This window comes from Brevibacterium antiquum CNRZ 918 (assembly GCF_900169145.1).
GTDB lineage: Bacteria > Actinomycetota > Actinomycetes > Actinomycetales > Brevibacteriaceae > Brevibacterium > Brevibacterium koreense.
Genome location: NZ_FXZD01000005.1, coordinates 115,938 through 138,566 on the forward strand (window position 1 = coordinate 115,938; position 22,629 = coordinate 138,566).

Below are 22,629 nucleotides of genomic sequence, written 5' to 3' on the forward strand. Positions count from 1 at the left end.
TCTGGCTGGTCGAGTGCTCATCATTGTGGCCTAGCGTTCGACAACCTGGGTAATTTCGAACGCTAGGCCACAATGACGCGGGAATGCTCCGACCGTCCCTGGCCGGACGGGCCTGCCCGCTCCAGTTCGATGCCGCTATTCCAGTTCGATGCCGCTATTCCAGTTCGATGCCGCGCTTCTCCGGCAACAGGAACATGGCGAGGAACTGGATGATGTAGATGATCGGCAGCAGCGCGAGTGCGAACGCGAACCCGAAGGAGTCGGCGAGCAGGGCGATGACCACGGGTGCAAGTCCGCCCAGGGCACGTCCGATGTTGAAAACGACGTTCTGTGCTGTGGCTCGCACCTGCGTCGGGTACATCTCTGCCAGCAGTGCCCCGTGCCCGCCCAGCATGCCGTTGGCGAAGGCTCCCATGAAGAATCCTCCCACCAGCAGCGCGGTGGGATCGGTCATTTGGCTGTACACCAGGATCGAGACGATAGCTCCGGCCTGAAAGATCCAGAACGCCGGACGCCTGCCCAATCGATCGGCGACCTGACCGAAGATGAGGATGCCGGCGAGCATTCCGATCACCGTGACCGCAGTCCACAGCGATCCCTTCGTCACACCGAGCTCCATCTTCTCGGAGAGGTAGTTCGGCAGCCAGGCGATGATGCCGAAGTATCCGAAGTTCTGCACCGTCGAGAGGACGATGAGCGCGAACGTGATCTTCGCGGTCGCTTTGTCCCTGACCAGCGCACGGATTTTCGCGCCGAAGGTCGGAAGGTTCACTGCGGGTGCGCCGGCACCGTCGGACTCCGAGCCCTCCGACTCCCCTGGGCCCTCCGACTCCCCCACTTCATGACCCTGCCGAGACTGCACGAACTTGTCTGGTTCCTCGACACCTCGGCGGATGGCGAAGGCGAAGACAGCGGGGAACAGCCCGATGACGAAGAGTGCTCGCCACCCCCACAACGCTATGACGGGAGCTGCGACGATTGCGGCGGCGAAGACGCCGATCTGGAATCCCACACCGACCCATGATGTGGCGCGGGCACGCTGATGGGCCGGGACCGCTTCGGCGGCCAACGCCATGCCGATGCCGAACTCACCGCCGATTCCGATGCCGGCGATGAACCGATAGGCGGCCATGTCCCAGTACCCCTGGGCGACAGCACTCAGGCCGGTGAACACGGCGAAGACGAGAACGGTCCAAGTCAGAACCTTCACGCGTCCGTAGCTGTCGGCCAGGGAACCGAAGACGATACCGCCGAGGACTGCGCCGAAGAGGGTGATCGTCGACAGCGATCCCGCCTCGACATCGCTGAGCCCGAAGGTGGCGATGATTCCACCCAGTGCGAAGCTGAGAATGAGCAGGTCGAAGCCGGCGAGCCCGTATCCGACAGCAGCGGCGAAGAGTGCCTTGCGTTTGTAGGCGGGTGCCGAGGTGGTCTCGGCGGATGTCTGGGGCGTCGCTGCGCTCATGCGGGATCCTTGGTCAATCGGCGGATCGGAAAATGGCCGCAGACCATTATCCACCAGAAGTCACCGGTGGATGAACTCGCAGGGTCGCAGCGACCAGCTCACACGAGAGCGTTGGCACCCAAGCGGAATCCGGCACCCTTATGGTCATCGGCCAGGTGGGGGCCCTGTCCGGTGAGCTGTTCGCGGGCGGTCGCGCACTCGACCGGTTCGGGCAGGAGACCGCGGCGGCGCAGTTCGGGCGAGACATATTTCGTGAATCGTTCGGCGTCGGCTGGGCGCACGGCAGCGGCGATGTTGAATCCGTCGATGTCGGCCTCGGACATCCAGCGTTCCAACTCGTCGGCAATCGTCGCGGGTGAGCCGGTGATGACGGGTCCGCGTCCGCCGATGGCGACGAACTCGGCAAGGTCGCGGATGGTCCAGGTCCTATCACCGGCCAGGGTGGTGAAGGAGGCGAGCGCGAACTGATTCGCCTCGGTGGCCACGTGCTCCAGCGGGTCGTCCGGCTTGGTGCCGGAGAGGTCGACGCCGGTCCAGCCGCCGAAGAGCGAGAGCGCGGATTCGGTGTCGACATAGCGTGTGTAGTCGGCGAGCCTGAGTTCGGCTGCTTCCTCGGTGCCGTCGACGATGGCGGTGGCTAGCGCGAAGATCTTCACGCTGTCGCGGGACCGTCCTCGTTCCTCGAGGCCGTCGCGGACCTTGTCGACTCAGGTGCGCAGGATCTGCGGTGTGGGACCGGAGAAGAAGATCGCCTCGGCGTGGTCGAGGGCGAACTCCTGTCCGCGCTTTGAGGCACCGGCCTGGAACAGCAGCGGTGTCCCCTGAGGTCCAGGCACGGCGAGCGCCTGCCGGGGAAGGGTGAAGAACTTGCTTTGGTGGTTGATGTCGTGGACCGGCTCGGGATCGACGAACACGTCTTCCTCGGCGTCGGCGCGCAGCGCCTCGGGGGTGATCGAGCCTTCGAAGAGTTTGTACATGACGTCCATGTGCTCATCGGCCCGGTCGTAGCGTTCATCGTGGGGATTCTGGCCCTCGAGTCCCAGGTTGCGTGCCGTGGAGTCGACGTAGCTGGTGACGATGTTCCAGGCCACGCGCCCATTGGTGAAGTGGTCGAGGGTCGTCAGTGTCCGGGCCAGCAGGTAGGGCTGTTCGTAGGCCACCGAGGCGGTTGCGACGAATCCCAGCGTCTTCGTCGCTGCGGCCATGGCGGGGACTGCGACGAGCTGGTCGAGAAGGGGGAACTGGACTCCCCCACGGTTTGTCTCCTCGGCGTTGCCGTTGTCGATGTCGTAGACGCCGAGGATGTCGGAGAGGAACAGGGAGGAGAATCCTCCTCGCGCGAGAGTCTTGGCCAGATCCGTCCAGAGGGACAACTGGGTGAATTCCTCGACCCTGGGTTCGGGATGGCGCCAGAGGTCTGGTCCCTGGTCGCCAGCTCACCAGCGGGGCCCTTCGCCACCAGTGCCGCGATGAGTGAGAGCAGGCACAGCAGCGTGAGGTAGCCGCAGATCTGCCACGGCGAGTGGCGGCCGACGACGAGTGGCGGCCGACGACGAGTGGCGGCCGACGACGCAGAGCAGGGCCGCGACCGTCGGCATGATGGCCGCGCCGATGACGGTGCCCAACTGGCAGCCCATGTTGACTCCTGAGTAGCGGATCTCGATGGGGAACTGTTCGGCGAACCAGGCTGCCTGAGGTCCGTAGATGGCGTCGTGGGCGAGGTTCATACCGATGATGCCTCCAATTCTCACGCGCTTACGAGCGACTTTGTCAGAGCCCCACCCCCCCCCCCCCCCAAAGGGGCTCGGTGAACAGGCCGATGGCGGAGGCGATCATGACGGCGGTGACACCGGCGGTCGAGTCATCACGGTTATCGGCCAGGTAGCTGAGCGTGTAGACGGTGATGAGGTAGAAGACGCTGTTCTGCGCCAAGTGGAGTCCACTTGTCACGAGGAGGAGCCGCGGGAATTTGGTCAGGGCGTCGTGCAGGGGTGTTTTGGCGACGTTGCCGGAGTCCTTGAGTTCCTTGAACGCTGGAGCATCGGAGACGCCGAGGCGGATCCACAGTCCCAGTGCCACCAGCATCGCCGAGGTGAGGACCCGCTTCTTCCCGTCCAGGAGCCGCCGAGGTGGGCCCTGGGTGATCGTCTCCGCTACGGAGGACTGTGGCATGGGGGTCTCCCTCATCGGCATGGTCAGGGTTCTCATCTGAGTCAGGTTCCTCATCAGAGTCGACGTTTCGTTGAGCAATCCAGGGACTCCGCCGTGACCCGTGCCGCAGCCCTGTCACTGTGGGACTTTGATCGTCATATTGGAACACACGATGACCCGATGGCGTTCTAGGCGGATGTGCTTGTCCTCAAAATCTGTGATGATCACACAAGACCAGTGGGGTATTGTTGAGCAGTAAACTTCATCATTCACAGCGCCGCAACACTCACATTCCACCGGAGGCAAGTTCATGACGACGATCACACGAGCCGCAGCTGTGTCACCGGATGCTCTGCGCGAGACCTTTTCGCATTTCCCACAGGGTGTCGCACTCATCGGAGCGGAGGTCGCCGGAGCTCCCCTCGGGCTGGTCGCCTCGACGGTGACTGCGGGTGTCTCACTCGACCCGCCGTTGATCAGCGTCGCGGTCCAGACCACCTCGAGCACGTGGCCACTCCTGCGGACTGCGCCCGCGCTGGGGATCTCCCTCCTCGGCACCCATCAGTCACTCCTGGCCAGGCAGTTGGCGTCGAAAGACCGCGCATCGCGTTTCGCTGGGATCGACCCCGAGATCACTGCCGATGGCGCGCTGACCATTCCGGGCAGTCCCGCCCGCCTGTGGACGCGCCTCTACAACGAGGTCGAAGCTGGCGATCACACTGTCGCACTGCTGGAGGTCCTCGACACCAGCAGCGCTGATGTCGGCGCTGATGCCGGATCAGACAGCGACGCACTCGTGTTCCACCGCAGCGAATTCAAGGGCATGACGGTCTCATAGCGCGCATTCACGACCGCCGCACATGCCATTGACTTCGACTAGAACACGTGTTCGAATGTAGTCATGAGGTGGAATCAGCAGAGCGCGCTTGACCCGACTTCCGGAGCAGACGCCGGATCAGACGCCGACACTGAGGCCGGCACTGAGGCCGCCGGCGCCGATGCCCCGCCTGCCGAACTCTTCGGCCTCAAGGGCCTGGTGCGCAGTGTTCGAACACCGGAGTTCGCCGGCGTCACCTTCCACGAAGTGTTGGCCAAGTCAGCCCTGAACAAGGTGCCAGCCGCCAGCTCGATGCCTTTCACCTGGACGATCAACCCCTACCGCGGGTGTTCTCACGCCTGCGTATACTGCTTCACCCGCAGCACCCATCGCTACCTCGACCTCGACTCCGTCTGCCAAGGGAATGCGCGTGTGTTCGATGACGTCAACCCCGCGTGGGTTCGTGCGGTAGCGGTCGGCGGGTTCGTTGCCGGCAGAGGATGCCTCTGCTGTATCGGCCGGTAGTTCTGTACGTGTGTGCTGATGTGAAGAAGTTGTTGCCATAGTGCTCGAGGCTAACAGTGTTACTGCATGGCAGTTCAGTTGTTTCGCTCAGTGATATTGATTCCTTCCGGTGACACCTGCTACCTGTCACCTGGCCCCACCTGCACTCGAGGACTATCCTCAGGTGCAGGAGGTGCACACCGATGACAGCACTGACGAACGTGACGATCTGCCGGACGTGCGGTGTCGAGACGAGCACGCCTCCACCGGAGGTGTGTCCGATCTGCTCGGATGAGCGCCAGTGGCTGCCAGCCTCGGGTCAGGACTGGACGACGCGTGAAGAACTCGAATCCGAACACCACGGCGTCTCGATCGTCGAGCGCGAACCAGGCCTCTTTGCTCTGCGCGTGGAGCCGAAGCTGGGAATCGGGCAAACGTGCTATCTGGCGCAGACTGAGCATGGCAATCTGCTCTTCGATGTGCCGCCTTACATCGACGAGGACGTCATCGCCGCAGTGTCAGACCTCGGCGGTGTTCAGGCGATCGCTGCCAGTCATCCTCACATGTTCGGTCTGCAGCTCGAGTGGAGCGCGGCTTTCGAGAATGCCCCGATCTTCGTCTGCCGTGCAGATGCGCACTGGGTTCAGCGGGAGGGCCCGAATATCTGGCGCTACTACCACGTTGCCGAGCCCGTCCCCGGAGTCCGTTTGGTCCGCACGGGCGGTCATTTCCCCGGCAGCGCTGTGGCTCTGTGGACCGGTCAAGACGGCCTAGGCGTCATGCTCAGCGGAGACTCCATCGCACCAGTGGCTCGATCAGGCTGGGTGACGTTCATGCGCAGCTTTCCCAACTATCTGCCACTCTCAGCCGGAGTTGTCCGACGCATCGCAGCCTCGGTGGCTGACCTCGACTTCGATCGGATGTACGGCAACTTCGGTCAGACGATCTCGGCCGAAGCCAAAGAGGCGGTGACGACCTCGGCCGAACGTTACGCTGAATGGGTCACAGGCGTTCACGACGACCTCACCTGAGAGGACAGCCCGACTCCTTGTCCGGGGCCTTGTCCGGCCACGGAATCCGGGAACGAAACCCAGGCACGAGGTCCTAGTACACAGTCCTGGTGCACATTCAAGGCACGAAAAACCGGCCAGGTCCGAGTTGACGGACCTGGCCGGAAAATCCAGCGATACTGCGAAAATCAGCGTGAGCGGAACTGCGCGGTGACCGGGCAGTCGAAGGGATCAGCCTGGCCCAGTCCGGCCCGGTTGAGGTAACGGACGATGATGCCGAATGATTCGAAGAGCGTTGTCTCCGTGTATTTGATGTCTTTCTGAGCACAGTATTCGCGGACCATCGGCTGGACCTTGTGCAGGTTGACGCTGGGCATGCTGGGGAACAGGTGGTGTTCGATCTGGTAGTTCAGTCCGCCCATGAGGAAGCCCATCGGGCGACCGCCCGAGATGTTGCGTGACATCAGTGTCTGGCGGCGCAGGAAGTCGATCTTGACGTCCTTGGGAACGATCGGCTGTCCCTTGTGGTTGGGAGCGAACGAACCGCCCATATGCAGTCCGAAGACCATGACCTGGACGATCGTGAAGACGATGCCGATGAGTGGGCCGGCGGCCCAGATGGCGATGAGGGGGAATCCGATGATGCGGATGGCGATGAGGATGCCTTCGATCCAGCGGCGCTTGATCGAGGACTGTCCCTTGATGATCGCCTGCACAGAGTTCACGTGCAGCTGCAGGCCCGCCAGAGTCAGCAGGGGGAAGAAGAACCAGCCCTGGTGTGCGGCCAACCACTTCCGCAATCCGGTGAGTTCGTGAGCATCTTCGGGGTCGAAGATCAGGGCGCCCGGTGCGATGTCACCGTCGACGCCGGCTTTGTTCGGGTTGGCGTGGTGGAGAGCGTTGTGCTTCTTCAGCCACCAGCCGTAGCTGAGACCGATGAACAGGTTGCCGACGATGGTGGAAACCCACTCGCCGACCTTACCGTTGGTGAAGATCTGACGGTGCGCCGCGTCGTGGGCGACATATGCCGTCTGGGTGAAGAGGATTCCGAAGACGACTGCTGTGGCCATCTGCCACCAGCTTTCGCCGATGAGGAAGAGCATTGCGAAGGCAACGACGTAGGAGAGTCCGAGGAGGACGAAGCGCAGAGTGTTCCAACCCGGGCGTCGAGCGAGCAGACCGGCCTCTTTGACCTGCGCCATCAGCGCGCTGAAGTCGCTGGTGAACTCCTGCTTATCGGTACCGCGATTAGCTCGCCTCTGTTCGAGCACCTCAGCCCTTGATTCCTGCCCAAGGGTGGGTGTCGACAGCGGCCTATTCACGACATCTACTGGTTCCATATACTCACAGTACGAGGCGGGCCATAGATCTGGCGTCACCCCAGAGCACCGTATTTCACCCCCTACTCGGGTAGGGGGTGGCCGATCAGACCTGTGCGCCGGGCACTACGAGCCCGGACTCGTAGGCGGCGATGACTGCTTGAGCACGGTCTCGGGCGTCGAGTTTGTAGAGGATCCTCGAGACATGAGTCTTGACCGTCTGCATGGCGATGAACAGTGAGGCCGCGATCTCTGAGTTCGTCTCTCCGCGTGCCACCAGCACCAGGATCTCGCGTTCGCGGTCGGTGAGGTCGGGCAGGGCGGCAGCATTCGATTGCTGCGGTCCTGCGGCGAAGTGCTCGATGACGCGACGGGTGACGCTCGGGGCCAGCAGGCCATCACCAGAGGCCACCACCCGCACCGCCTCGGCGAGTTCACTGGGTGGGGCATCTTTGAGGAGGAAGCCACTGGCACCGGCACGGATCGCATCGAAGACATAGTCGTCGATGTCGAAGGTCGTGAGCATAATGATGCGCGGAACGTCATCGCCGATGGCGCTCGTATCCTTGGCACTCAACGTCGACTTCGGCGTTTGCGGGTTCGTGGTCTGCCGAGCCCAGGCCGAGAGGATCTCACGGGTGGCTTCGATGCCGTCGAGTCCCGGCATGCGCACATCCATGAGTACGATGTCGGGTTTCAGCTCGGCAACGAGGCTGACGCATTCGACGCCGTCCTGTGCCTGGCCCACCACCTCGATGTCGGGGTGCGCGTCCAGCAGCGCCGCGAAGCCGGCTCGAACCATTGCATGATCATCAGCAATCACAATGCGAATCACGCGTTGCTCCTCTCGTCACCCTGCGATTGATCTGCCGTGTCATCTGCATCTGCGCCTGTGTCGTTTTTGGCTGTGCCGCCTGAGCTTGTGCCGGTGAGAACCTCGCGACCGCTGGTCTTGTCTGAGTCAGTCTTGTGTGAGTCAGTCTTGTGAGATTTGCTCGTGTCCGAATCACCCTTGTGCGCATCGGCCACGGCCAGCGGCAGCACGGCCTCAACTTCGAAACCGCCGCTGCTGCTCCAGCCGGTCCGGAGTTCCCCTCCGACCGAGGCGGCACGTTCCCGCATCCCAATGAGGCCCTGATGACGGTGAGCCTCGTTCTTCGCCGCTTCCGTCGGGCCTTTTCCAGCAGTGTTGACGACGTTGATCCACAGGGCAGTGCCGCCGCTGTCGACCTTGATGTGGATCTGTGATTCGGCGGCGTGACGGATGGCATTGCTCAGCGCCTCCTGGACGATGCGATATCCGGCCAGCCCTGTGCTGTCGCGCAGGCTGTGATCGAGCGGTTCCCCGCTGCGTTCCATGGTGACGTTGACTCCGGCCTGCTGTGCCTTCTTCACCAGGCCCTCGACTTCGGAGAACTTCGGCTGGGGCGCGAGCTCCTGGCCCGAATCGTCATTGCGCAGCACGCCCAGCAGCCCTCGCATCTCGGTGAGGGCATGACGTGCGGAGACAGAGATGTCTTCGAACTCCTTCTCCACGTCCGAATCGATGTTGGGATGGCGGAACGGTGCGCTCGAGGCCTGGATATTGATGATCGACATGCTGTGGGCGACGATGTCGTGCAGTTCACGGGCAATCCGCGTCTTCTCCTCGACGACGACGCGCTTCGAATGTTCCTCGGCAGTGTTCTCCTGTTCTTGCAGCAGCTGCGATCGGATCAGATGCCACTGCTGGACAATGACTGCAGCCACATAGAAGCCACCGGCGATACAGGAGAAGACGACGATGTTGACGATCGCGGAATCCGACCTGCTTTCGGAGTACTGAATGTGCCCGAAGACGGCCGCGGCCGCAGAGATCGCGATGCTCGCCAACAGCGCGGCCAAAGCCACACCCCAGTGGGCACGAAGTCCGACGATGAGGATGATGAGGGTCTGAGTGATCATCATCGGCACCATCCACGGCCAAGGAGCACCCGAAAGATACGGGCCGAGCAGCGGCAGGACACCGCAGGCAATGACAGAGACGATCGCGCCGAAGAGTGGACGCAGCATCGACAGCGGCATCGACCCCGCGTGGATCACGGTGACGATGAATGCCAGGGCAACGGGAACTTCATGGACTCCCACCGCGATCGAGGATTCGACGGCGAGCATTACGATGGCAGTGAAGATCACCGCCACCCAGGCCAGGGCCTCAGGATTGAATCTGCGGTCTGGTGGCAGAAATCTGTCGAACAGCTTGCTGAACAGCACGAATTCCGGTTCTCCTTCTGCGGCCTTGAGCCGACCTGAAAGATCGAATCACTTGGCACACTTCGTCAGTGTGACATTAGCAAACACGGCTATGCGTCCGGTGAGAGTTCCGAGGCGGCACCGCTGCGAATCGGAAAATGGGAAAGCAGAAGCCAGAGACCGCCGAGGTGGTCTCTGGCTTCTGCCAGCTGTTCAGGCTGATCCGATCGAGTTCAGGCTGATCCGGTCAAGTCGCTCAGCCGAGTGAGATCTCGATCGGGTCGGAGAAGAGTCCGCCTTCGAATGTGAGTTTGTCCGGTGAGACATCGGCGGGTACGTCGAAGACGAGCACTCCCTTGGCTGTGTTGCCCGGGTTGATCTCTTCGGCGAAGAGGATGGAATCCTCGGCCGCATAGAGTCCGGCTTCCGAATCCGCGGAATAGGTGTTCCCGGATTCGTCGCCGAGCTTGATGTTGTCTTCCCAGAAGAAGTCCGGTGCTGAAGCCGTGTTCTTCACGGACAGGTCGACGACGACGAACTGTCCCTGAGCTTCTGCTCCCATGAACTCGTCACCGACAGAGGAGATACCGTCCTTGACGGAGTTGACTGTGACTTCCCAATCCTCAGCTGCCACCGCATCGCCGATGCCATAGCTGGCGGCAGCGTCCTCTGCAGCTGGCTCGTCTGCGGCTGGCTCTTCCTTCGCCTTGTCCCCGCCTGCTTCTTCATCCTCGGCGACGCCAGCGGATGATTCGGTGTTCTCTGTCGCGTCGTCTCCCCCGCCGGAGATGGCAGCGCCGATGACGATGACGACCAGAATGAGAACGATCCAGAACCACCAGCGCTTGAGCAGCGGCTTCTTGCGCTTCGGCGGCTTCTGTCCCGAATTGCCGGGACCGTGCGCGCCTGGACCGTACCCACCGGGTCCTGCTGTGGCGGTGCCCGGATAGGCAGCACCTGGGTAACCCGACGCCTGCGGATCAGTCATCTGCGGGCCGGGCACGCGGTAGGTGGGGCCTTGCGCATGGGCACCGGGCTGGGCGTGAGGCTGGGCACCGGGCTGTGTTTGAGGCTGGGCACCGGGCTGGGCGTGAGGATCGTTATGAGTGGACATCATGCTCCTTTGAAGATGAGCGCCGCGCTCCGCTGCGAGGCGGTTCGAAGTGGCGGGCGCAAGTGAAATAGCGAGGTTCGCGTTGATACCCCTTCAGCATTCCGCCTCGGCGAAGAATGAACATCAACCGATCGGATCGACCTCTATCATCGATCGGCCAGACGACGGCATCCTGATGGTTGACCTCTGGTGTCAGCCCGTGCGGTTACGATTCCTGTTGTGACAGGTCATCCGCTTCCATCGCCGCATCATGGCTCCCCCGTCCCACCGAGGCCGGCCCAGCCACCGATGCCTGCTGCTCCCACAGCACCTCACACCACGTCCCAGAACCACGGGCAGTCGGCTCCGACGACTGCCCGTGCAGATGGTCCTGTGGCCTCACCTTCCCCTGTTGCCTCGCGTTCCGACCGCAAACGGCATCTCAAGCACGGAGTCCAGCTGGCGGTGAGCATCCTCGTCGGCGTTGCCGCCTACGTGACGGGCTTGGTCATTTCAGCGATGGCGCTGCAGGCGAACCCGTGGGCCTTCGGCAGCAACGGTGAGCTCACGAACACGGGAATCGTCGTAGTCTTGCTGCTGTGTCTCGTCTGGCTCAGCGTCTTCTTGCGTCGTCGGTGGCCTCTCGTCCCGTTCATCGTCGGTGCGCTCCTCGCGGCGGGCTGGGGCGATGGTCTTCTGCTCCTCATCGGCATGTTCCATATCGTCGTTCGTGGGCCCCGAGCGCGGATGCTCGTCACAGCTGTCATAGGGTCGGCGCTCATCACCGCCGGAGTGATACGCCACTGCCTCCTGCCGCCCGAGCTCAACCCATTCGGGATCATGATTGTGGGAGATCCGACGGTGATCACCGACTCCGAGGCTTCTGCCCCACCCGCGGACTCTCTGCTGGCTATGAACCTGATGACGATCATCGCCGGTGTCGTTGGACTCGGCGTGAGCATCGGGTTCGGTCTGCTGCTGCGTCGGACTCGCAGAATGAGGGCAGTCGAGACGATCGCCCAGCGTGAGGCCGAACGCAGCGAATCGCTGACCTCGGAACTCGCTCGTCAGTCCGAGCGCAATCGCCTGGCCCGGGAGCTTCACGACACCCTCTCCCACCGCTTGTCCGTCATCTCCCTGCACTCCAGCGCCCTGGAAGTCGGAACCCAGGACGACGCCGAGGTGGCAACTGTCGCCTCCGCGCTGCGGCGAGAAGCACGTGCCTCGCTGGAAGATCTGCGCCACCTCGTCGGTGGTGTGCGTGAAGGAACCTTGAGTGAGCACAGCCAACTGGGACCGACATCGACCCCGCCGAGCCTGGCGTCCATGGATTCCATTCCGCAGCTCATCGCTTCGGTACAGGCAACCGGCACCCAGATTCGTCCGTCAATCATCTTGCAGGACGTTGAGAGTGCTCCCACGGTGCTTGACCGTGCGGTCTATCGCATTGTGCAGGAGTCGCTGACGAACGCGTTGAAGCACTCCCCGGACGCACCTGTGGATCTGAACCTGAGCGTTTCAGCGAATCAAGGAGCACGCATCGTCGTCTCGAACTCACTGCCGACGGCCACGACGAACCGAGATTCAGACTCAGTCTTGTCGACGAGCGGTTCGGGAGCCGGGCTTGAGGGGATTCGTGAGAGGGCGCACATGCTCTCGGGCACGGTCGATATCGGTCCTCGTGAGAGTTTTTTCGTCGTGGACGTGTCCTTCCCACCGTTCGAACGCCAGCCTCAGCGCTGAGGCTTCTCACCTGCCAGACGGCGTCCGTTCGTGGTAACTCTTCTCTGCCGATGCGGTGCCCGCACAGTTCCACCACTCCCGTGTCCTAGGCCTCCTGTAGTCTGTTTTCATGGCTCAGACTTCTCCCAGCATTCGTGTCCTCCTCGTCGACGATGACTCGATGGTGCTGACTGGTCTCAAGGCCATACTTCAGGTCGCTGACGACATTGACACGGTCGGAACCGCTGTCAATGGTGAAGGGGCGCTGGAGCAAGCCTCGCTGCATTTCCCGGACATCGTGCTCATGGATGTGCGGATGCCGGGAATCGGCGGCATCGAGGCGACACAGCGGTTGACCAACAGTGTGCGACCGCCCAAGGTCATTGCTCTCACCAGTTTCGATTCTGATGACTATCTCTTCGGCGCTCTTGAAGCGGGCGCCTCTGGTTTCCTCCTTAAAGACATCGGTCCTGCGGAGCTTGCCGAGGCCATCAGGAAGGTTCACTCCGGCGAGTCGATTCTGGCACCACAGGCCACGTTGAGGATCATCAGAGCCATCACCGCCAAACAAGACCATCGGACCAAACGCGAAGCTGCCGAGCTCATCTCCACGCTGACAGCGAAGGAACGTGAGATCGCCGTCCTCGTCGCTCAGGGGCTGTCGAATCGGGAGATCGCCGAGGCAACCTATTCCAGCGAGGCCACCGTGAAGACTCATCTCAACCGAGTGAACGTCAAATTCGATGCCAGCAACCGAGTCCGCATCGCTGTCCTTGTCGAGAGGTCTGGCTTGACCGAGGGATCCAGCATCAGCTGAAGGTTCCCGGCCCGCTCACGCCCGAAGATCACCACTGATATATCCTCATGATGATCTGCTCTGATGTGACCCGCCCGGTCTGAACTGGTCTGCTCAGCTCAGTAGCCTCGCGTCTGCACCTGGCACAGTTCTGCTGTGGTTCAGAACGGTGGCGGATCATTCGCGAGATCGTGTTCCCATTGAACACGTGCGGATCGCCAGGCCTTGTTGATGCGAACGTACTCGATCTTCGAAGTCCGGTTATCGGCTGACTTCTTCGCCCTGTAGTCGGGATGGATTCTGCGACGACCCCGCGGTAGTCGTTTCATTGTCACCGGGTTCGGCCCCGGCGGCAGGCAGCGTTGGAATACTGCGTTTTCCCAATCCAACATCCGATCAATCATCAGCTGTCGGCGCTTGACCCTCGCCAGGTCATAGCTCTCCTGCAGGCGCCGCTGCTGGTCAGCACGTCTCTGTTCGCTCCGCCTCGCTTCGTCACGTTCTCGAATAGTCGTCTCACCGGGCATGAGTTCCAAAACGTACGGCGGTGGAGGAACTTTGTCCTTCGGAAACCGCCACTTTCTAGGGCTGACCTCAGTGAGCGCGTAGAACTCGAGCGCTTGAGCGGCGTCGACGGGCTGATCGGGAGCCGCGACCGTGGCCGTCACACCATGAGAGAACTCGTATTCGACCAGGCCAGACTTTGGCATCCGCACTGAGTAGTTTCGGGCAGTCTTCACCGCATGGTGCTTTTTGCACAACGGATGCAAGTTACTGAATCGAGTCAGCCCGCCCTGGTCAGTGTGTTCATGGTCGAAGGGAATGATGTGGTCGATCTCTGACTTCTCAGCTCGTCGACTGCACCCCGGTACTGTGCAGATCGCCCATTTCGCAATCAGTGTTCTCCGAACATCGTTTGGAATCCGATAGGTGGTGGCCTTTGCGTCGATGGGCGTGCCTGTTGCCGGATCTGTCAGTATTCTCGTCAGCGTTTTCGAACGGGCCCCGATACGTCGTGCGGTCTCTGCTGGCACCGGCGAACCGTCCGCCAGAATTCCCGGAAGTTCGGATTCGCCGGCCAGTGTCAGGAAGGGAACCGTGACCACGACGGCCGCTTGGTTTGATATCCACCACTGGTCGGTGGGCATGCCAACCGTGACATCATATTCGGCGATTTCTTCTTGCGGTGGCGAGCCGAGTGAAAAGGCCGTACTGCTCGGGGCTGACCCTGCAGTACCTTTCGCACAGTCGGTTAGCCCGCTGACACCTTGATCATCGAAGTCGAACAGTGGATTCCCGTTGTCGTCAAGAAGCGAGAACTCGGAGGTGTTTTGGATTCCGGTCACCGGTTCGATCCGCTTGACCTTGATGTTCAACTTCGGCTGAGGGCGGGTTGCAATGTCAAACATGAGATTGCTGATGGTGCGCTCGTCGACGACTTCAACACCGGGCGCCAGATTGAAAGTGTTGGTCTCTCCTGCGTGAATCGCTCGCGCCATAGCTTGGATGCGCTGAAAACTGGCATGGACCTCAGCCGCCGGACCTGTCAGCGTCATGCACGCGGTTCCATCCTTGAACGTGTCGACATCTACTCGACGACGACGAGCGGCTGCCTCCGCCCGGTCTTCTGCCGGTTCGAGGAGTTGAATCTTCTTACGCAGTGCGGTTCGGAAGTACTCGCTCGTCACGTCGGCTCTTCTGACGGAGAGATGCTCGTCCAGTCGGGGCAGGAAACGCATGGCAACCGTTTGGCACAGGTCGGCGGCGGCATCAACGTGGGCCTGGGTGAATTCTCCGTCGCGGACGCGGTCGGCGAATCGTGGGAGACCGTGTATCACCGTCATCGCCGCAGTCAGGCGACGGTAAGTGCGGGGCGTGGAGGTTCCAAAAATTGCGGAGATCTCAACGAGGTCCTCGGTGAACACATTGTCGTGGATCCAACGTGAGAAGTCGGTTTCAGGGTCGAAGCCAGGGAAGTCCGGAGGTTCAACGGGTTCGGGTTCTGGTTCAACCTCAGGCGTACGAACGTTCTGCGCAAATTCGGCGTCATAGTGCATCACTGTTGTCGGAGTGTCGACGACGACTACGAGGTCGGTGCAGGGCTGGTCGATGTCGAATTCGTCCAGCGGTCCCGAATTCCAAGCAATATCGCTGACGGTCACACGTTCCGCGGCCTCTCTGACCCGTTCTTCTTCTGAGGGTTCTCGACATCGTTCGACTGAGCCGGCAATCGTGGCAAACGTGTACGGGTCGTCTCCATCAGGGACATCGGTTCCGTGGTGCTGGATGACCTGCTCGAGGATGACTCCAGCGCTGAGTTCGAATACCTTCAGCTGTGCTTGGTCGTACTCAGCAGATGCACTGCCGAGATGGGTGACGCTGGATTCGTAGCGAACGCTGTACCGAGGCGACGCACTTTCATCTGCACTTTCATCTGCACTTGCTCCGGCGTCTTTGCCGGCGGAGTCGGGTTTCCCCTTTTCTTCGCGGCGTTGGTCGTTGTGGGATTCGGATGTGCTTCTCATCGTGTGTCACCTGCCTCGTACATCTTTGTCGGGAAGAGTGAGTAAAGCATTAACTGAATCATCTGTTATCTATAGTTTATATTATTCGAATACTAATTGTACATACCAGACTGAGAATTACTTGTGACTCTTTTCAAATATCTTAGATACTCTCAGGTCTATTCGTTGTTCAATGTTCTCAGACGGCACTGACACGAGAGCGTTGTCACGACACCCCGCAATCTACGGCCCTCATAAGGACCAGGCCCCCGATGAAGGCATCCGGCCTCGCCTCTGCCGAGGGCGACTCACTCACCGGCCATGCCATGGCCTGCATTGCGAGATGGCGCTGTCAGCAAATGAGATTTCGTTTATGTTGAGGGGCGCGTGACGTGCGGTTTCATCTGCGCAATCGTCGTCGGGCTGATGTTCGTCATCGGCACCTGGCGTGACATCAACATGGGCCTGCTGGGCTTCGTCGCGGCGGCAGGAGTCGGCGGGCTCGTCCTCCACCATGCCCCAGAAGAGTTTCTCGCCGGCTTTCCCGTCGACCTGTTCCTCACACTTGTGGGTCTGACCTATCTGTTCGGCTTCGCCCAGAACAACGGAGTCATTGAGGTCATCGTCAGTTGGTGCGTCAATCTCGTCGGCGGTCGAACTGCGCTCATGCCGTGGATCTTCTTCACGCTCACCGCGATCCTCATCTCGCTGGGTGCGCTCTTCGCCGTGGCCATCATCGCACCGTTGGCTTTGTCGTTCGCGCGTAAGCACCGGATCAACCAGTTCATGGTCGGCCTCCTCGTCGTCCACGGCGCACTGGCTGGAGCCTTCTCCCCCATCAGCGTCTACGGCATCTTCATCAACGACTACCTCGCTAAGAACGGTCTGACTCCGACCCCGGTGTCACTGTTCTTGGCACCGCTGATCTTCAACGTGGTCTTCGCTCTCGTCGTTTACTTCGTCCTCCATCGTCGACCTGGATTGCGCGCCGAGGCAGACGATGCCCTGTCCCGTGGAATCGAGAGTTCCGAGACCGGGAGTTCCGTAGCCGCTACAAACATCACCCGCACAAGCATCACCCGGTTGACCCGGAGCCAGGTGCCGACCCTGATCGGACTCATCGCTATGGCGCTGTCGGTGCTGATCTTCGGCTGGGACGTCGGCATTGTGACGATCACAATCGCGGTCGCTCTCACCTTCATCAGTCCGGCCGCGGGTAAGGCTGCGATGACCAAGGTCTCGTGGTCGGTCGTCATTCTCATCACCGGTGTCCTCACCTACATCTCCGTCCTCCAGGCCGCTGGCACCGTCGAATGGGTCTCGGCGGGGATCTCGGCGATCGGCGTTCCACTGCTGGCCGCCCTTCTGCTCTTCTACATGTCGGGGCTCATCTCTGCGCTGGCCTCATCGCTGGCGATCATCGGCGTCGTTATCGCCTTGGCCGTTCCTTTCCTCGAGTCAGGGGACGTGCATGTGGGCGGATTCGTCGCAGCATTGGCGATAGCGGCGACGATCGTCGACATCAGCCCGTTCTCAACCAACGGTGCGATGCTGCTGGCCAATGTGCACTCGACGATCCGTGACCGTTACTACAAGCAGATGATCGGCTATGCCGGCCTCATGTGCCTCATCGGTCCCGGACTGGCTTGGGTGGTCGCAGCGGTGCCGTCTGTGCTGACGGTGTGAGTGCCGTCTGTGCTGACGGCGTGAGTGCCGTCTGTGCTGACGGCGTGAGTGCCGACCGTGCTGGCCGCATGCGGCCACCGACGAGTGGTGTGCTGTCGACTGAGACAAGAACTGAGACATGAACTGAGACATAGCCTCAGACCGATGAGCCGGGTGCGACAAATTGGCCGGGGCCAGTCCCCGACTCACAGGTGAGCTCGGCAGAGGAGACGACATGATCACGGACGCAGCGATACAGCGAATACTTGCGGCAGTCGACGCCGGGTTCGATAACCAGCTAGCAGCGACCGCTGAGCTGGTGAACTCGCCCTCCAGACGTGAACATGAAGAACCCGCACAGGATCTCATCGAGTCCCACCTGCAGAATCTCGACCTCGGCATCGACCGGTGGACCATCGACTCCCCCGAACTGAAGGCGCACCCTGGCTTCGGTCCTTCCACCGTCGACTACACGGGGATGACCAATATCGTCGGCACATACCAGCCCGCCCAAGACGACGGGAGGTCCCTGATCCTCAACGGCCACATCGATGTCGTGCCGCAGGGTCCGGAGGACAAATGGTCGCGCTCACCCTGGGACGCCGAGGTGCGCGATGGATGGATGTACGGCCGCGGTGCCGGTGACATGAAGGCCGGGCTGATCGCCAATCTGTTCGCGTTCGACGCCATCCGCCAGGCTGGATTCGACCTCAACGGTCGTGTCCACCTTCAGTCTGTCGTCGAGGAAGAATGCACCGGAAACGGGTCTTTGGCCGCACTGCTGCGCGGATACACTGCAGACGCCGTCATCATCTCGGAGCCTGAGGAAGATGCTCTCGTCCGTGCCAATGTCGGCGTCCTGTGGTTCACAGCCCGCGTGACGGGCAACCCGACGCATCCGCGGGAGATGGCCAATGGCTTCAACGCCATCGATGCTGCCTACGAGGTGATGCGCGCACTGCGCACCGTGGAAGAATCGTGGAACGAGAAGAAGGGAGAGCATCCCTATTTCGAGGATCTCGACCACCCCATCAACTTCAACTTCGGCGGAATCGAAGGCGGCGACTGGCCCTCCAGCGTCCCCGCATGGTGCGAACTCCAGGTCCGAGTCGCCACATATCCCGGCACCAGTGCCGATGAAGCGTGGGAGGAGATTGTCGAAGGCCTCGCCGAGGTGGGGCGCGGCGGATCGGCGAGCGACGGTTCGTCGTCGGCACCGTCATTCGAGATCGAGCTCACCCCGAATGGCTTCTACGCCGAAGGCTACGTCCTCGAACCGGGCAGCGACGCGGAGAGATTGCTCGAACGCACACACCGAGAGGCATTCGGTGCGCAGCTCACCAGTTTCACCACTCCGGGTTATCTGGATGGTCGGGTCTTCGTCAACTACGGCAACATGCCCACCCTGGTCTATGGTCCCGTCTCTGAGAATATCCATGCTTTCGACGAACGCGTGAACATCGAATCCGTGCGCAAGTGCACGAAGTCGATGGCGCTCTTCATCGCCGAGTGGTGTGGGATCGACGAAGGCTGAATCACCTCAGGCAACCACTACTTCGCCGGTGCAGATGCCGGTGCAGATGCCGGTGCAGGTGCGCCTCGCAAGCTCGGTATCGTCACATACGCCCGGTGGTCTGAAACTTCAAATGCCAGGACAGGGCCTCCCCCAACAGGTGCGGGGTGTGGCGTCCATGCGGGTTGGCCGCGATCGCCCGATCCAGATAGTCACCGAGGCGGTCCCGATAGTCAGGGTGTGCGCAGTTGGCGATGATTGTGCGCGCTCGTGCCACCGGTGAGAGTCCGCGCAGATCGGCCAGTCCCTGTTCGGTGACGAGGATCTGGGTGTCGTGTTCGGTGTGGTCGATGTGGCTGGCGAAGGGCACGACCGAGGAAATCGCTCCGTCCTTGGCCAGAGAGTTCGAGACGAAGAAGTTGAGGTAGGCGTTGCGGGCGAAGTCACCGGATCCGCCGATCCCGTTGATGATCGACGAGCCCATGACGTGGGTGGAATTCACATTGCCGTAGATGTCTGCTTCGACCATCCCGTTGATCGCGATGACGCCGAGGCGACGGATGGCTTCCGGATGGTTCGACATCTCCTGCGTGCGCAGCAGGATCCGTCCCTTGTAGGACTCGATGTTCTCGTTGAAGTCGGCGGCGCGCTCGGCAGACAGTGAGAAGGCGGTGGCCGAGACCGAGGCGAGTTTGCCGTTGTCGATGAGGTCGAGCATTCCGTCCTGGATGACCTCGGTGTAGGCGGCCAGTCCTTCGAATTCGCTCTCGGCCAGGTTGCCCATGACGGCGTTGGCGACGTTGCCGACGCCTGACTGCAGCGGCAGCAGTTCCGGCGGCAGTCGGTCGGCGCGGATCTCGTGGCGCAGGAAGTCGACGAGGTGGGAGGCAACGGCCGTCGAGTCCTCATCGGCGGGTTTGAACGGCAGGTTGCGATCGGGCGCGTTCGTCTCCACGATGGCAACGATCTTGGCCGGATCCACACGCAGGTACGGGTCGCCGATGCGCTGCATGGGTTCGAGGAGTTGGATCGGCAGTCGCTCGGGTGGTCGACGGGTGCCGTAGTAGACGTCGTGGAAGCCTTCGTAGGCGCGCGGATGCCAGGAGTTGACCTCGAGGATGACCTTGTCGGCCAGGTCGAGCCAGGTCTTCGAGTTGCCGACCGAGCTGCCGGGAACCAGCAGACCGTTGGGCAGGATCGCAGCGACCTCGACGACGGCCACGTCGAGGTTGCCGTAGAAGCCGAACCACGCCTGCTGGGCGGAGTGGCTGAGGTGGGTGTCGACGTATTCGGTCGAGCCGTCGTTGATCGACTTCCGCATCGCCGGATCGGATTGGAAGGGCAGGCGTTTGCTCACGGCGTCCGCCTCGGCGAGGGCACCGTCGAGCTCCGGGGCCGTCGAGGCTCCGGTCCAGAGTTCGATGGCGAAGTCACGACCGTCTTCGTGCTCAGTCCGAGCTTGGGAGGCGAGCGCACCAGGCACGGCCTTCGGGTAACCGGAGCCGGTGAATCCGCTCATGGCGACGCGATCGCCGTGGCTGATATGGACAGCCGCCTGTTCAGCGGTGACGACCTTCGAGCTCAGGTCCGAGCATGTGATCCTAGACATCACTTGCAGTTTATAGGACGTATTGTGGACCACCGACACAGCCCTCGCCGAGCGCACAAAGCCCAGCACAACGCCCCTCAGACCTACCGCCCCAGCCCGGCCAGGAACTCCCCCGCTCCCAGCGCAACCTTCGTCTCCGCCTCGACCCCAACGGCGAGCATGTCCTCGTCGACGTCGAAGCGCTCGGTGTGGTGGCCCCAGGAGGTGGCCATGCCGATCTGGACGTAGGTCGCCAGCCCCCCGCACTCCTTGACCCGCTTCATCATCGCCGTCGCGTCCTCGGATCCGCCGATACCACTCGTGTCGCTGATCGTCGAGACTCCCTGTACCCCCGAGAAGCTGTCCCGGATGTATGGCAGGAGTTCGGGGCTCGGGTCCTCCCTGTCTGCTCTGCCCACGACCGTGAGCTCATGATCGAGGTCGTACATGCGTGCTGCCCCGGCGACGATGTCCTGGGCCCGGGCAAACATGAAGTCGTTGATCTCGCTGTTCAAGCCCCGCGTCTCGACCCTGATCGTGGCCGTGCGCGGCACGACGTTGCGTCCTTCGCCGGCCTGGAATGTGCCCACGTTGATGCGGCTGGCACCTTCGGAGTGCCGTGGGATCGCGTGCAGGTTCAGTGCCGCCGATGCGGCCGCCAGCAGCGCGTTCTTCCCCTTCTCCGGATCCCCGCCAGCGTGCGAACCGAGCCCGGTGAACGTGACGTCGAACTTCGTGCTCGCGAGGTATCCGTCGGCGCCGGTGACGATCGCGCCTCTCTCGCCGTCGGCCATCAGGTGTGTGGCGACGAACAGGTCCACATCATCGAACCATCCCGCGGCAACGATCGAGTGTGCCCCGCGCACCCCCTCCTCGGCGGGTTGGAAGATGATCTTCACGGTGCCGGTCAGCTCGTCCCGGCGCTCTGCCAAGGTCGTGGCCAACCCGAGGCCGATCGCTGCGTGACCATCGTGGCCGCACCCATGCATGGCGCCAGCGTTGATCGAGGCGAACCCCTCGGCGAAGGGCCGGTGCGAAGCCTCGGAGCACTCGACCAGGTCGTTCGAGTCGATGTCGAAGCGAAAGCACACGACCGGTCCGGGCCGCCCGGACTCCAGCACGCCGAGGACACCGGTGAACCCGTCCCCCATCGCCTCGACGAGGCCAGGATCCGCACCCTGGTCAACGGCGCGTTTCCGCTCGGCGGCGAGCACCTCGGCGCTGGGCACCCCCAACCGGGATCCTGCGGCATGGAGCTTCGGTCCGTACACCGTGTCCCACCCCAGGTCACGAAGGACGGAGATAATCGCCGAGGTGGTCCGGAACTCCGTCCATCCTATTTCGGCGAACGTGTGGAAGTCTCGTCTCCAGGTCTTGAGCTGGTCGCTGATCTGGGATGTCACAGTCACGTGGGCGGCCTCAATTCGATCGGCAGAAGGATGTCTTCGCATCCTATTCCTTCACACCAACGTGGATCGCTGGTATCGCCGTTGAAATCTGCGGGGCAGATGGCTGTCTGATAAAACGGATGCATGCGCACTTCCCGTCCTCCCCGACCAGCATCTGGACTCCGTCTCCTCACGCCAGTGTGCTTGCTCATTGCTGCGATCATGATCTCCTTTGCCGTCCAGCCGCAGTGGTTGACGATTCCTCTCATGCTCGTCCTCGTCGGCATCGGTGGCGGACGGAGTCTCTTCCGTGAGGAGAACTGGCAGCCCGCCGATGACATCACGACGCTTCGCCTCGGGCTCTTCTTGATCTTCACCGCCCTCGTCCTCGACTCGGTGGGCTTCTCGTGGCCGGCCGTTGCGGTAGGCGCAGCGGCACTCATCCTCGACGCCGGCGATGGGTATGTGGCACGCCGGACCACACCCACATCGGCAGGGGCGGGCTTCGACGAATCCGTCGATGCACTCGTCGTCCTCATCCTCTCCGTCGCGCTCATCCCGGTCTGGGGATGGTGGGTGATTCTGCCGGGCACCTTCTACTACCTCTTCCGCGCAGCGCTCTTTCTGCGACCTGCTTGGAGACAGCAGCTGCCGCCGTCTCTCCGGCGCAAGACGATCGCGGCGAGCCAAGGCATTCTCCTGCTCGCTGCCGGGTCCCCCGTGGCGCTGGCGAATCCGTGGTTCGGCTTCACGTGCGCCGTGATCGCCCTCGTCTCCCTTGTCTATTCCTTCGGACGAGACCTCCTCTGGCTCGAGCAGCACGCCGGAATTCCGACACCGGCACATGCCCATTGACCTCGAG

General features: G+C 61.9%; 20 protein-coding genes and 1 pseudogene. 9 read left to right on the plus strand and 12 right to left on the minus strand.

The features are described 5' to 3' along the window. Window positions 1-154 precede the first annotated feature (154 nt). The 5 genes and pseudogenes from BANT918_RS08770 to BANT918_RS08785 all read right to left on the minus strand — a co-directional run bounded on the left by BANT918_RS08770 (window position 155) and on the right by BANT918_RS08785 (window position 3,637). Entirely contained in the window at window positions 155-1,465 is a 1,311-nt protein-coding gene (locus tag BANT918_RS08770) for an MFS transporter (RefSeq protein WP_101619883.1), read from the minus strand. Window positions 1,466-1,563: 98 nt separating this feature from the next. Beyond that, window positions 1,564-2,121, minus strand: coding sequence for a hypothetical protein (locus tag BANT918_RS17715; protein ID WP_233429309.1), 558 nt, complete (start codon window positions 2,119-2,121; stop codon window positions 1,564-1,566). A gap of 51 nt (window positions 2,122-2,172) precedes the next feature. Continuing rightward, window positions 2,173-2,880 (minus strand): annotated as a pseudogene (locus BANT918_RS17720) (NtaA/DmoA family FMN-dependent monooxygenase); the annotation flags it as partial. A 21-nt stretch (window positions 2,881-2,901) separates the two neighbouring features. Then, window positions 2,902-3,216, minus strand: coding sequence for an MHS family MFS transporter (locus tag BANT918_RS08780; protein ID WP_145996961.1), 315 nt, complete (start codon window positions 3,214-3,216; stop codon window positions 2,902-2,904). Window positions 3,217-3,235: 19 nt separating this feature from the next. Next, window positions 3,236-3,637, minus strand: coding sequence for an MHS family MFS transporter (locus tag BANT918_RS08785; protein WP_145996962.1), 402 nt, complete (start codon window positions 3,635-3,637; stop codon window positions 3,236-3,238). A gap of 289 nt (window positions 3,638-3,926) precedes the next feature. Here BANT918_RS08785 and BANT918_RS08790 point away from each other — a divergent pair, with 289 nt between their 5' ends. From BANT918_RS08790 to BANT918_RS08800, 3 genes are all read left to right on the plus strand, one after another. Continuing rightward, window positions 3,927-4,454: a flavin reductase family protein gene (locus BANT918_RS08790; protein WP_101619886.1), complete on the plus strand. Its 528-nt coding sequence runs from the start codon at window positions 3,927-3,929 to the stop codon at window positions 4,452-4,454. Between the two features lie 63 nt (window positions 4,455-4,517). After that, window positions 4,518-4,958, plus strand: a complete 441-nt coding sequence (locus BANT918_RS08795) for a hypothetical protein (RefSeq protein WP_418904346.1) — start codon at window positions 4,518-4,520, stop codon at window positions 4,956-4,958. A 182-nt stretch (window positions 4,959-5,140) separates the two neighbouring features. Continuing rightward, window positions 5,141-5,968, plus strand: coding sequence for a hydrolase (locus BANT918_RS08800; protein WP_101619887.1), 828 nt, complete (start codon window positions 5,141-5,143; stop codon window positions 5,966-5,968). Window positions 5,969-6,135: 167 nt separating this feature from the next. On the opposite strand, the gene BANT918_RS08805 is transcribed toward BANT918_RS08800, so the two are convergent. The 4 genes from BANT918_RS08805 to BANT918_RS08820 all read right to left on the minus strand — a co-directional run bounded on the left by BANT918_RS08805 (window position 6,136) and on the right by BANT918_RS08820 (window position 10,612). Beyond that, window positions 6,136-7,287 carry a fatty acid desaturase family protein gene (locus BANT918_RS08805; RefSeq protein WP_233429307.1) on the minus strand — a complete coding sequence of 384 codons (1,152 nt, stop codon included), beginning with the start codon at window positions 7,285-7,287 and terminating at the stop codon, window positions 6,136-6,138. Between the two features lie 85 nt (window positions 7,288-7,372). Then, the gene (locus BANT918_RS08810; RefSeq protein WP_101619889.1) at window positions 7,373-8,101 is read right to left on the minus strand and encodes a response regulator transcription factor; all 729 of its coding nucleotides are present in this window, start codon (window positions 8,099-8,101) and stop codon (window positions 7,373-7,375) included. Continuing rightward, window positions 8,098-9,519: a sensor histidine kinase gene (locus tag BANT918_RS08815; protein ID WP_101619890.1), complete on the minus strand. Its 1,422-nt coding sequence runs from the start codon at window positions 9,517-9,519 to the stop codon at window positions 8,098-8,100. The genes BANT918_RS08810 and BANT918_RS08815 overlap by 4 nt, the downstream gene beginning before the upstream one ends. Window positions 9,520-9,754: 235 nt before the next feature. Further along, window positions 9,755-10,612 carry a DUF4352 domain-containing protein gene (locus tag BANT918_RS08820; RefSeq protein WP_233430411.1) on the minus strand — a complete coding sequence of 286 codons (858 nt, stop codon included), beginning with the start codon at window positions 10,610-10,612 and terminating at the stop codon, window positions 9,755-9,757. A 372-nt stretch (window positions 10,613-10,984) separates the two neighbouring features. On the opposite strand from BANT918_RS08820, the gene BANT918_RS08825 reads away from it, so the two are divergent. After that, window positions 10,985-12,334, plus strand: a complete 1,350-nt coding sequence (locus tag BANT918_RS08825) for a sensor histidine kinase (RefSeq protein ID WP_233430412.1) — start codon at window positions 10,985-10,987, stop codon at window positions 12,332-12,334. Between the two features lie 109 nt (window positions 12,335-12,443). Further along, window positions 12,444-13,130 carry a response regulator transcription factor gene (locus tag BANT918_RS08830; RefSeq protein WP_101619893.1) on the plus strand — a complete coding sequence of 229 codons (687 nt, stop codon included), beginning with the start codon at window positions 12,444-12,446 and terminating at the stop codon, window positions 13,128-13,130. 140 nt (window positions 13,131-13,270) lie between these two features. Here BANT918_RS08830 and BANT918_RS17390 read toward each other — a convergent pair whose 3' ends face one another. Then, window positions 13,271-14,665, minus strand: coding sequence for an HNH endonuclease signature motif containing protein (locus BANT918_RS17390; protein ID WP_167389429.1), 1,395 nt, complete (start codon window positions 14,663-14,665; stop codon window positions 13,271-13,273). Here BANT918_RS17390 and BANT918_RS17395 point away from each other — a divergent pair. From BANT918_RS17395 to BANT918_RS08845, 3 genes are all read left to right on the plus strand, one after another. Continuing rightward, window positions 14,633-15,055 carry a hypothetical protein gene (locus tag BANT918_RS17395; RefSeq protein ID WP_167389430.1) on the plus strand — a complete coding sequence of 141 codons (423 nt, stop codon included), beginning with the start codon at window positions 14,633-14,635 and terminating at the stop codon, window positions 15,053-15,055. The genes BANT918_RS17390 and BANT918_RS17395 overlap by 33 nt on opposite strands. 945 nt (window positions 15,056-16,000) lie before the next feature. Then, complete coding sequence (locus BANT918_RS08840) at window positions 16,001-17,299, plus strand: SLC13 family permease (protein ID WP_101619895.1); 1,299 nt, start codon at window positions 16,001-16,003, stop codon at window positions 17,297-17,299. Window positions 17,300-17,513: 214 nt separating this feature from the next. Continuing rightward, window positions 17,514-18,812 carry an ArgE/DapE family deacylase gene (locus BANT918_RS08845; protein WP_101619896.1) on the plus strand — a complete coding sequence of 433 codons (1,299 nt, stop codon included), beginning with the start codon at window positions 17,514-17,516 and terminating at the stop codon, window positions 18,810-18,812. An 82-nt stretch (window positions 18,813-18,894) separates the two neighbouring features. On the opposite strand, the gene BANT918_RS08850 is transcribed toward BANT918_RS08845, so the two are convergent. Continuing rightward, window positions 18,895-20,400, minus strand: a complete 1,506-nt coding sequence (locus tag BANT918_RS08850; RefSeq protein ID WP_101619897.1) for an acetyl-CoA hydrolase/transferase family protein — start codon at window positions 20,398-20,400, stop codon at window positions 18,895-18,897. An 83-nt stretch (window positions 20,401-20,483) separates the two neighbouring features. After that, window positions 20,484-21,788 carry an amidohydrolase gene (locus tag BANT918_RS08855; protein ID WP_101620011.1) on the minus strand — a complete coding sequence of 435 codons (1,305 nt, stop codon included), beginning with the start codon at window positions 21,786-21,788 and terminating at the stop codon, window positions 20,484-20,486. 177 nt (window positions 21,789-21,965) lie between these two features. Here BANT918_RS08855 and BANT918_RS08860 point away from each other — a divergent pair, with 177 nt between their 5' ends. Continuing rightward, window positions 21,966-22,622 (plus strand): CDP-alcohol phosphatidyltransferase family protein, encoded by a 657-nt coding sequence (locus tag BANT918_RS08860; RefSeq protein WP_145996963.1) that lies wholly within the window; start codon window positions 21,966-21,968, stop codon window positions 22,620-22,622. Window positions 22,623-22,629: the final 7 nt, after the last annotated feature.

What these genes read in the sequence shown, in the direction of transcription:
- BANT918_RS08820 (WP_233430411.1), bottom strand. Translation starts at nt 10,612, where the DNA reads ATGTCCACTCATAACGATCCTCACGCCCAGCCCGGTGCCCAGCCTCAA.
- BANT918_RS08770 (WP_101619883.1), bottom strand. Translation starts at nt 1,465, where the DNA reads ATGAGCGCAGCGACGCCCCAGACATCCGCCGAGACCACCTCGGCACCC.
- BANT918_RS08850 (WP_101619897.1), bottom strand. Translation starts at nt 20,400, where the DNA reads ATGTCTAGGATCACATGCTCGGACCTGAGCTCGAAGGTCGTCACCGCT.
- BANT918_RS08785 (WP_145996962.1), bottom strand. Translation starts at nt 3,637, where the DNA reads ATGCCACAGTCCTCCGTAGCGGAGACGATCACCCAGGGCCCACCTCGG.
- BANT918_RS08805 (WP_233429307.1), bottom strand. Translation starts at nt 7,287, where the DNA reads ATGGAACCAGTAGATGTCGTGAATAGGCCGCTGTCGACACCCACCCTT.
- BANT918_RS08795 (WP_418904346.1), top strand. Translation starts at nt 4,518, where the DNA reads ATGAGGTGGAATCAGCAGAGCGCGCTTGACCCGACTTCCGGAGCAGAC.
- BANT918_RS08830 (WP_101619893.1), top strand. Translation starts at nt 12,444, where the DNA reads ATGGCTCAGACTTCTCCCAGCATTCGTGTCCTCCTCGTCGACGATGAC.
- BANT918_RS08800 (WP_101619887.1), top strand. Translation starts at nt 5,141, where the DNA reads ATGACAGCACTGACGAACGTGACGATCTGCCGGACGTGCGGTGTCGAG.
- BANT918_RS17395 (WP_167389430.1), top strand. Translation starts at nt 14,633, where the DNA reads ATGGACCTCAGCCGCCGGACCTGTCAGCGTCATGCACGCGGTTCCATC.
- BANT918_RS17390 (WP_167389429.1), bottom strand. Translation starts at nt 14,665, where the DNA reads ATGACGCTGACAGGTCCGGCGGCTGAGGTCCATGCCAGTTTTCAGCGC.
- BANT918_RS08845 (WP_101619896.1), top strand. Translation starts at nt 17,514, where the DNA reads ATGATCACGGACGCAGCGATACAGCGAATACTTGCGGCAGTCGACGCC.
- BANT918_RS08790 (WP_101619886.1), top strand. Translation starts at nt 3,927, where the DNA reads ATGACGACGATCACACGAGCCGCAGCTGTGTCACCGGATGCTCTGCGC.